Source organism: Puerhibacterium puerhi (assembly GCF_009846865.1).
GTDB classification, from domain to species: domain Bacteria; phylum Actinomycetota; class Actinomycetes; order Actinomycetales; family Cellulomonadaceae; genus Puerhibacterium; species Puerhibacterium puerhi.
In genome coordinates this window covers 1-4,834 of record NZ_WUWN01000081.1, presented here as the reverse complement: position 1 = coordinate 4,834, position 4,834 = coordinate 1, and the positions used below count along the sequence as shown (strand labels likewise).

Annotated in this window: 5 protein-coding genes and 1 rRNA gene; all 6 read right to left on the bottom strand. The window is 76.9% G+C overall.

Features of this window, described 5'->3' with window-relative positions; all coding sequences use genetic code 11:
- Positions 1 to 940 (bottom strand): TlyA family RNA methyltransferase (locus tag GSF02_RS18265; RefSeq protein WP_159798790.1); only part of this gene is annotated, 940 nt, incomplete at its 3' end.
- Positions 940 to 1,245 carry a hypothetical protein gene (locus GSF02_RS18960; protein WP_235915693.1) on the bottom strand — a complete coding sequence of 102 codons (306 nt, stop codon included), beginning with the start codon at positions 1,243 to 1,245 and terminating at the stop codon, positions 940 to 942. The genes GSF02_RS18960 and GSF02_RS18265, both read right to left, overlap by 1 nt.
- Before the next feature lie 121 nt (positions 1,246 to 1,366).
- Complete coding sequence (locus GSF02_RS18255) at positions 1,367 to 2,380, bottom strand: HAD-IIA family hydrolase (protein ID WP_159798789.1); 1,014 nt, start codon at positions 2,378 to 2,380, stop codon at positions 1,367 to 1,369.
- A complete protein-coding gene (locus GSF02_RS18250) occupies positions 2,377 to 3,306 on the bottom strand; it encodes a hypothetical protein (RefSeq protein ID WP_159798788.1) in 930 nt (309 codons plus the stop codon). Before GSF02_RS18250 ends, GSF02_RS18255 begins: the two co-directional genes overlap by 4 nt.
- Entirely contained in the window at positions 3,228 to 4,388 is a 1,161-nt protein-coding gene (locus GSF02_RS18245; protein ID WP_159798787.1) for a hypothetical protein, read from the bottom strand. Before GSF02_RS18245 ends, GSF02_RS18250 begins: the two co-directional genes overlap by 79 nt.
- Before the next feature lie 323 nt (positions 4,389 to 4,711).
- Positions 4,712 to 4,828 (bottom strand): 5S ribosomal RNA (gene rrf / locus GSF02_RS18240).
- Between the last annotated feature and the right edge of the window lie 6 nt (positions 4,829 to 4,834).

Below are 4,834 nucleotides of genomic sequence, written 5' to 3'. Positions count from 1 at the left end.
GGGTGACGATGAGCACTCTGCGCGTCACGGGGCTCCTCCGGGGACGACGAAGACGGGTGGGACGGGCGGCCGGCGCGCCGTCGGGCGCGGGGTGCCACGCGACGGCCCCGGCGACGGCGGCGCGCAGGGCGCCGGCGTCCGGCGCGGTCGGGCCGCCGGGTTCCCGGGGCTCCGCGGACCGCTCGAGCCAGACGAAGAACTCGCGGTTGCCGCTCGGGCCGGGCAGCGGGCTCGGCACCACGGCGCGCACGCGCAGCCCGTGGGCCGCCGCGACCGCCACGACGTCGAGGACTGCCTCGGTGTGCAGTGCCGGGTCGCGCACGACGCCGCCGCTGCCGAGCCGGTCCCGGCCCACCTCGAACTGCGGCTTGACCAGGAGCAGCGCCGGCGCCCCGGGCGGCAGCACGCGCGCCACCGCCGGCACGACCAGCGCCAGGGAGATGAAGGACAGGTCCCCGACGACGACGTCCGGCGCGCGGTCCAGGTCGGCGGGCGTGAGGTCGCGGACGTTGAAGCCCTCGACGACGGTCACCCGGGGGTCGGCGCGCAGCCCGGGCACGAGCTGGTCGTGGCCGACGTCGAGCGCGACGACGTGGGCGGCACCGCGACGCAGGAGGACGTCGGTGAAGCCGCCCGTCGAGGCCCCGAGGTCGAGGCAGCGGCCGCCCGGGACGGCGGCGACGAGGGCCGCCCCGGCAGGGTCGGCCGCGAGGGCGTCGAGCGTGCCAGCGAGCTTGAGCCCGGCACGCGACGCGTATCCCGGGTCGTCGGGGTCGGGCACCACGGCGAGCTCGGCGCCGTCGGGCACCGCGGTCGAGGGCTTGCTCACCGGGCGGCCGGCGAGCAGCACGCGGCCGGCGCTCACGAGGGCGGCCGCCTGGGTCCGCGAGCGGGCCTGCCCCCGCCGGACCAGCTCGGCGTCGACGCGTCCAGCAGCCATCAGGCGCCGCCGCCCACGGCGGGCCGGGACTCCAGCCGGGCGCGCAGCGCGTCGTGCACCGCCTCGAACCGCGCCACGTGCTCGGCCACCGGCAGCTCGTCCAGGCCCTCGAGGGGCGCGAGCGCCGGGTCGTCGGCGCGGGGAGCGGTCGGGCGGGGCGGGCCGGGGCGCGGCGCGGCGGGCACGGGGGTGCTGCCAGGCCCGGCGGCACCCGCGGGGCGGGCGACGTCGGCGTCCTGCGGCATGGGGTCCTCCGTGAGCATCGCTGTCGACATCTGCTGCGCCGGTGCCGAGGGCCTCGGCACCGCCCTAGTCTGCGTCACGGCCCTGCGTCACGGCACGTCCGGGGCACGGCCGGCTCCGCGCCGACCGTGGTGCGTCTCCACGCTACCGTCCTGCCCTGACAGCGCGGTGCCCCCGCGCGCCTCAGGCGGTCAGCTCCGGGACGCCGGCGGCGTCCAGCTCCTGGCCGGCGTCCACCGCGGCCCACGCGGCGGCGCACGCCACGCGGACCGCGTCGATCCCCGTCGGTCCCTGCCGGTCGAGCTCGAGGCGGCCGTCGATCACGCGGGCGGCGCGCCCGGCGCACTCCCACCAGCCCTCCGCGCCCCGGACGGGCACGGGGTGCGGCTCGAGCAGGCCGCGCAGGTCCGCCGCCACGAAGGCGGGGCGCAGCTCCGGCGGGGCGAGCACGTCGTCCCGGGCGGTGGAGACGCCCGTGAGCACGTGCAGCCCGGGGTAGCCGCCGGCGCGGGCGCCGGCGAGGTCGGTGTCGAGGCGGTCGCCGACGACGAGCGGGCTGGTGGCGCCCACCCGCTCGGTCGCCAGCCGGTACATGGTGGGCGAGGGCTTGCCGGCGCTGTCGGGACGCGCGCCGGTCGCGGAGACGACGGCGCCGACCAGGGCGCCGTTGCCGGGGGCGTACCCGCGCGCGGTGGGCAGCGACCCGTCGAGGTTGCTGGCCACGTGCCACGCGCCGCGCCCGACGGCGTACGCGGCCTCGGCGAGGTCCCTCCAGCCGACCTCCGGGGCGTAGCCCTGGGCCACGGCGACGGGCTCGTCGTCGGCCGACCGCACGACCTCGAAGCCGGCGCCCTCGACGGCCGTCACGAGCCCCTTGCCGCCCACCACGAGCACCTTGGCGCCCGGCTCGAGGCGGGTCCGCAGCAGGGCCGCGCAGGCCTGCGCCGCGGTCATCACCTCGTCGGCCGACGTCGGGATGTCCAGGCCCGTCAGCTGTGCCGCCACGTCCTCCGGCTCGCGGGAGGCGTTGTTGGTGACGAACACCAGACGCATGCCGCGCCCGCGCGCCGTCGTCAGGCCGGCGGCGGCGTGCTCGATCGGCAGATGGCCGCGGTACGCGACGCCGTCCAGGTCCACCAGGGCGAGGTCGTACGTCTCGGCGAGCGGTCGCTCGCTCGCCAGGAGCCCGGCCGTCACTCGCGCTCCTCCGTCTCCTCGGCGGCCGTCTCCTCGGCGGCCGTCTCCTCGGCGGCCGTCTCCTCGGCGGCCGTCTCCTCGGCGGCCGTCTCCTCGGCGGCCGTCTCCTCGGCGGCCGTCTCCTCGGCGGCCGTCTCGTCGGCCGGGACGTCGGTCGCGTCGTCCGCGGAGTCGTCGGCGGGTCCCTCGGACGCCACGGCGTCCTCGACGACGGTCCCGTCGTCCGCGGCGTCCTCGTCCTCGACGCCCTCCTCCTCGTCGAACGTGTCGTAGACGACCACGTCCTCCTCGGGCAGCACGTTGCCGGCAGCGCGCTCGAGCGCCTCCGGGTCGACGTCCGCGAGGAGCTCCGCCGCCTCCGCGGTCCGGCCGGCGGCCTCGAGGACGGCAGCACGCGCCGCGAGCACGCGCAGGCCGAGGTCACCCTGCTGCGCGGGGATCTTGTCGAGCACCGCGAGGGCGGCGTCGAGCTCACCGAGGTCCGCACGGGCACCGCTGAGCACGAGCGCCAGCTCGACGCGGCCGACACCCGTCAGCGTGTCTGCCTCGGGCGACGTGGCGAGGGCGATCGCGCGCTCCGGGCGGCCCAGACCGCGCTCGGCGTCCGCCATGATCGGCAGGTGCTCGGAGGAGCCGTTGAGGCGCCGCACGGTACGCAGCTCCCGCAGCGCCTCGGCGTAGCGCTCGGTCCGGTACGCGGCGATGCCGGCGGCCTCACGAACGATGTCGACGCGCCCGCCGCGGCGCACCGCGGCCTGGGCGTGCTCGTACGCGAGCTCCGGGTCGACGTCGATCAGGCGCCCCGCCATCACGAGGTGCAGCCCGACACGCTCCGCGTTCTCCTTGCTCAGGCCCCGCAGCCGCTCGCGCGCAGCTCGGTCGAGGTCGCGGAACGACACGTCCTCGGCGATCTCGGGCTCGGGCACCCGGTCGCGCTCGGGACGCTCCGGGCGACGGTCGCCACGGCCGTCGAAGCCGCCGCGAGCCCCACGGTCGAAACCTCCGCGCCCGCCGTGGTCGGCGCGGTCGTCGCGACGGAACCCGCCCTGCGGACGCTCGTCCCGACGGTCACCGCCGCGGAACCCGCCCTGCGGACGGTCATCCCGACGGAACCCACCCTCACGGGCCGGCCGCTCCGAACGCTCACCGCGGAACCCGCCCTCACGGTCATCGCGCCGGTCGCCGCCGCGGTAGCCGCCCTGCGGACGGTCATCCCGACGGAACCCGCCCTCACGGTCATCGCGCCGGTCGCCGCCGCGGTAGCCGCCCTGCGGACGGTCATCCCGACGGAACCCGCCCTCACGGTCGTCCCGACGGTCGCCGCCGCGGTAGCCGCCCTGCGGACGGTCATCGCGACGCTCGTCCCGACGGTCGCCGCCGCGGTAGCCACCCTGCGGACGGTCATCCCGACGGAACCCTCCCTCACGGGCCGGCCGCTCCGAACGCTCACCACGGAACCCGCCCTGGCGGTCGTCCCGACGGTCACCGCCACGGTAGCCACCCTGCGGACGGTCATCCCGACGGAACCCACCCTCACGGGCCGGCCGCTCCGAACGCTCACCACGGAACCCGCCCTCACGGTCGTCCCGACGGTCGCCGCCACGGTAGCCACCCTGCGGACGGTCGTCACGACGGAACCCGCCCGAACCGGCCAGCCGCTCCGAACGCTCACCACGGAACCCGCCCTGGCGGTCGTCCCGACGGTCGCCGCCACGGTAGCCACCCTGCGGACGGTCATCCCGACGGAACCCTCCCTCACGGGCCGGCCGCTCCGAACGCTCACCACGGAACCCGCCCGAACCGGCCGGCCGCTCCGAACGCTCGCCGCGGAACCCGCCCTGGCGGTCGTCCCGACGGTCAGCGCCACGGTAGCCACCCTGCGGCCGGTCATCCCGACGGTCACCGCCACGGTAGCCACCCTGGCGGTCGTCGCGCCGGTCACCATCGCCACCGCGTCCGCGCGGGCGGTCGTCCCTGCGGTCGTTGCCCGACCACGCGGGACGGTCACCGCGAGGCGGTCGCCCGTCTCGCCGGTCGCGGCCCTGAGCGCCGGACCGGCCGTAGTCGCGGTTGTTGCCCTGGTCGCGGGCGGAGTCGTTCACGCTGTTCCTCTCGAGAGCGGAAGTTCAGAAAATTCTCCCACGAGGGAGGAGTGCCGCACCTCGCGCGGAGCCGTACAGGAGCGTTCCCGACCGCACTGGGACGCGACGAGGTGTCGTCCGTCGAGCGTCAGGAAGCTGCGGACCATCGAGGTCCGGAGCCGGCGGCGCGCGGGCCCGGCACAAAGCACGAAAGGCCCACCCTTACGGGTGAGCCTTTCGTGTGAAGGGTGTCCGGCGGCGTCCTACTCTCCCACCCCGTCTCCAGGGCAGTACCATCGGCGCTGAAGGGCTTTGCTTCCGGGTTCGGAATGGGACCGGGCGTTTCCCCTTCGCTATGACCGCCGTAACGCTG